4 protein-coding genes and 2 pseudogenes are annotated in these 3,381 nt (G+C 72.6%); 4 read left to right on the forward strand and 2 right to left on the reverse strand.

The features are described from left to right. From SSOG_RS35345 to SSOG_RS35355, 3 genes and pseudogenes are all read left to right on the forward strand, one after another. Positions 1-242: pseudogene (locus SSOG_RS35345) on the forward strand (hypothetical protein); the annotation flags it as partial. Positions 243-388: 146 nt separating this feature from the next. After that, on the forward strand, positions 389-1,246 hold the full coding sequence (locus tag SSOG_RS35350) for an esterase/lipase family protein (RefSeq protein WP_039939423.1): 858 nt from the start codon (positions 389-391) through the stop codon (positions 1,244-1,246). A 59-nt stretch (positions 1,247-1,305) separates the two neighbouring features. Continuing rightward, on the forward strand, positions 1,306-1,938 hold the full coding sequence (locus SSOG_RS35355) for a LysE family translocator (RefSeq protein ID WP_009719068.1): 633 nt from the start codon (positions 1,306-1,308) through the stop codon (positions 1,936-1,938). A gap of 37 nt (positions 1,939-1,975) precedes the next feature. On the opposite strand, the gene SSOG_RS35360 is transcribed toward SSOG_RS35355, so the two are convergent. Continuing rightward, the gene (locus SSOG_RS35360) at positions 1,976-2,392 is read right to left on the reverse strand and encodes an organic hydroperoxide resistance protein (RefSeq protein WP_009719069.1); all 417 of its coding nucleotides are present in this window, start codon (positions 2,390-2,392) and stop codon (positions 1,976-1,978) included. A 113-nt stretch (positions 2,393-2,505) separates the two neighbouring features. On the opposite strand from SSOG_RS35360, the gene SSOG_RS35365 reads away from it, so the two are divergent. After that, entirely contained in the window at positions 2,506-3,003 is a 498-nt protein-coding gene (locus SSOG_RS35365; RefSeq protein ID WP_009719070.1) for a MarR family winged helix-turn-helix transcriptional regulator, read from the forward strand. Positions 3,004-3,024: 21 nt separating this feature from the next. Here SSOG_RS35365 and SSOG_RS35370 read toward each other — a convergent pair. Then, a pseudogene (locus SSOG_RS35370) lies at positions 3,025-3,381 on the reverse strand (amino acid permease); the annotation flags it as partial.

The raw sequence follows: 3,381 nt of genomic DNA on the forward strand, positions 1-3,381 counted from the left end.
CCGCCGCCGCGTACGCGCTGCACGACGCGCTCGGGCTCCAGCGGGCCCGGGTGCGGTCCGTCGCGCTGCGGGCCGAGGGGTTGATGGGCGCCGAACTCGCCTCCCACCAGCTGTCCTTCGACGCCGCGGACGACAAGGCCCGCCGGGCGGAGGCCGCCGCCGACCGGGCGCGGGCCCGCTTCGGGGTGTCCGCGGTCCGGCCCGCCGGGTTCCTGAGGACCGGATTCCTGGACGTCGCGTAAGAACTGAGTGAACTTTTCTTCACCGGCCGATGGCTGGAACTCTTCGCTACTCACGCGTAATTTGATCCCCGCGCCACGCATTTGTGATCCGGGTCACAGGGTGCGCCGTCAGTGCAACTCCACCCCCACCGCGAGGAGTTCATGTGATGCTGCCCTGGAGGAACATCCGCACCTTACTGCCCGCCCTGACCCTGGCGGTCGCGGCGGCGACCGCGGCCCCCGCCGCCGCCCAGTCGTCGCAGACCACCGACAGCGGCTGGAACGACTACTCCTGCAAGCCCTCCGCCCAGCACCCCCGCCCCGTCGTCCTCGTCCACGGCACCCTCGGCAACTCCGTCGACAACTGGCTCGGCCTCGCCCCGTACCTGGTCGACCGCGGCTACTGCGTCTTCTCCCTCGACTACGGCCAACTCCCCGGCGTGCCCTTCTTCCACGGGCTCGGCCCCGTCGACCGGTCCGCCGGGCAGCTGTCGTCGTACGTCGACCGGGTGCTCGCCGCCACCGGGGCCGCCGAGGTCGACATGGTCGGCCACTCCCAGGGCGGGATGATGCCCCGCTACTACCTGAAGTTCCTGGGCGGCGCGGCCAAGGTGAACGCCCTGGTGGGCCTCGCCCCGTCCAACCACGGCACGACCCTCTCCGGGCTGACGAAGCTGCTGGACCTCTTCCCCGGCCTCGACGACGCCGTCGCCAAGGCCGCCCCGGGGCTGATGGACCAGGTGGCCGGGTCGGACCTGCTGAACCGGCTGAACGCGGGCGGCGACACCGTTCCCGGGGTCCGCTACACCGTCATCGCCACCCGGTACGACGAGGTGGTCACGCCGTACCGCAGCCAGTTCCTGACCGGCCCGGACGTCAAGAACGTCGTGCTCCAGGACCTGTGTGCCTCCGACCTGTCCGAGCACCTGACCATCGGGATGACCGACGGCCTCGCCTTCCACGAGGCCGCCAACGCCCTCGACCCGGCGCACGCCACCCCGACGACCTGCGCCTCGGACGACTGACGCGGTGACGCGGTGACGCGGGGGTCGATTCGGGCCCTCCGGCGTATCAGAATGGCCGCATGACCGGATTCGCGTCGTTCCTCGGGCTGTGTCTGCTGATCACGATCACGCCCGGCCTGGACACCGCCGTGGTGATCCGCAGCGCGCTGCGCGGCGGGCGTGCGGCCGGGCTGCGGACCGCGCTCGGCTGCGCGGCCGGGCTGTTCGTGCACGCGACCGCGGTCGCCTTCGGCCTGGCCGAGCTGCTGCTGCGCAGCGACGCGGCCTTCGAGGCGGTCAAGCTGGCGGGCGCCCTGGTGCTGGTCCTCCTCGGCGGGCGCTCGCTGTGGTCGGCATGGCGGTCGCCCGGCGCCGCCGTCCCCGACCCCGCCGGGGAGCCTTCCGCGGCGCCGCGCGGTGGCAACCCCTTCATGGAGGGGCTGCTGACCAACCTCACCAACCCGAAGGCGACGCTGTTCTTCGTGGCGGCCCTGCCCCAGTTCGTCCCCGCGGACCGCGCGGCCCAGGCGGTGCCGATCGCCCTGGGCCTGGCGGCGGTCGCCGTGCTGTTCCAGTTCGCCGGGCTCGGCCTCACCGCCTGGGCCGTCCACCGTCTCCGCCATCTCCTCCGTTCCCGCCGGGTGCGGCGGGCTCAGGACACCCTGCTGGGGGCCGTCCTGATCGGTCTCGGAGTGCGGGTGGCGACGGAATAGCCCACGCGGGCTCTGCGGCGCATACGGCCTATACGGCTTATTCGGAGATCAGCTCGACCTCGACGTTGCCCTTGGTCGCCTTCGAGTACGGGCACACCTGGTGCGCCTGCTCGACCAGCTTGCGGCCGGTCTCGTTCTCCAGGTCGCCCGGCAGCTCGACGCGCAGCGTCACCTTGAGGGCGAAGCCGCCGTCCGACTCGTCCTTGCCGATGCCGACCTCGGCGGTGACGGAGATGTCCTTGGTGTCCACCTTCGCCTGGCGGCCGACGAGCCCGAGCGCGCTCGCGAAGCAGGCGGCGTAGCCCGCGGCGAACAGCTGCTCCGGGTTGGTGCCCTGACCGTCGCCACCGAGGGCGGGCGGCATGGCGAGGGGCAGGTCGAGGCGTCCGTCGGAGCTGACGGCGCGTCCGTCGCGGCCGTTCGCCGTGGCCACCGCGGTGTAGAGCGCATCCATGAAGACCAATCCCTTTCGAGTCCCGGAGGCCGGGGGAATCCGGCCGGGGTCCGGCAGTGGCCCAAGTAGAGCACACAATTAAATTGTGCACAACTAAGAGGTACGCTGGTCATATGTCATCTCAGCCCGACCCGCTTCCCGCGCAGAGCGGAGCCGTCACGGCGGACGATCCGCTCCGGCTCGACCTCCAGCTCTGCTTCGCCCTGCACGCCGCCTCGCGCGCGTTCGGCGGCATCTACCGACGGGTGCTGCGCGACACGGAGCTGACGTACCCGCAGTACCTGGCGCTGCTGGTGCTGTGGGAGCACGGCGAGATGCCGGTCAAGCAGCTGGGCGAATTCCTGCGGCTGGACTCGGGCACCCTCTCGCCGCTGCTCAAGCGCATGCAGTCGGCCGGACTCGTCACCCGCGAGCGCAGCACCCACGACGAGCGCTCGGTGACGGTCCGGCTGACGGCGGAGGGCGAGGCCCTCAAGGAGCAGGCCCGCGAGGTCCCCCTGAAGGTGATCCGGTCGACCGGCCTGGACCACAAGGAACTGGCCGATCTGCGGTCGCAGGTCCAGCGACTGACGGCGGCGCTCGACGCGGCACTGGCCGACGAGGAGGACTGAACGCCCTCCCCGCCGGAGCCGTCAGGGGACCCGGGCGCGCCGGAACGTCTGGAAGCACAGGGCCGCGGCCGCCAGGGTCAGCGGTATCAGCAGCAGGACGCCGGAGAGGACGAGGACGGTCGCGGTGATCGCCGCGCTGCCGACGGCCGCCCAGCACAGGGGCGTACGGCGCGGCAGCAGCATCAGCGCCGCCAGCAGCCCGGCCAGGGTGACCGCGGCCAGGCAGGTGGAGGTCGCGCGCATCAGCCCGTCGAGCCCCGCCGCGCCGCCCGCCGCCAACGCCCCGACCGCCACGCATCCGGCGGCGAGCACGGCCAGGCTGCGCCGCGGCACCTCGCCGGGCGCGCCGCCCCGGGCCAGCCACCGGGGCGCGGCGCC

Origin of the sequence: Streptomyces himastatinicus ATCC 53653 (genome assembly GCF_000158915.1) — a bacterium.
GTDB lineage: Bacteria > Actinomycetota > Actinomycetes > Streptomycetales > Streptomycetaceae > Streptomyces > Streptomyces himastatinicus.

Excerpts from the sequence above, each read along its gene's own strand:
- SSOG_RS35350 (WP_039939423.1), top strand. The coding sequence starts at position 389 with ATGCTGCCCTGGAGGAACATCCGCACCTTACTGCCCGCCCTGACCCTG.
- SSOG_RS35355 (WP_009719068.1), top strand. The coding sequence starts at position 1,306 with ATGACCGGATTCGCGTCGTTCCTCGGGCTGTGTCTGCTGATCACGATC.
- SSOG_RS35360 (WP_009719069.1), bottom strand. The coding sequence starts at position 2,392 with ATGGATGCGCTCTACACCGCGGTGGCCACGGCGAACGGCCGCGACGGA.
- SSOG_RS35365 (WP_009719070.1), top strand. The coding sequence starts at position 2,506 with ATGTCATCTCAGCCCGACCCGCTTCCCGCGCAGAGCGGAGCCGTCACG.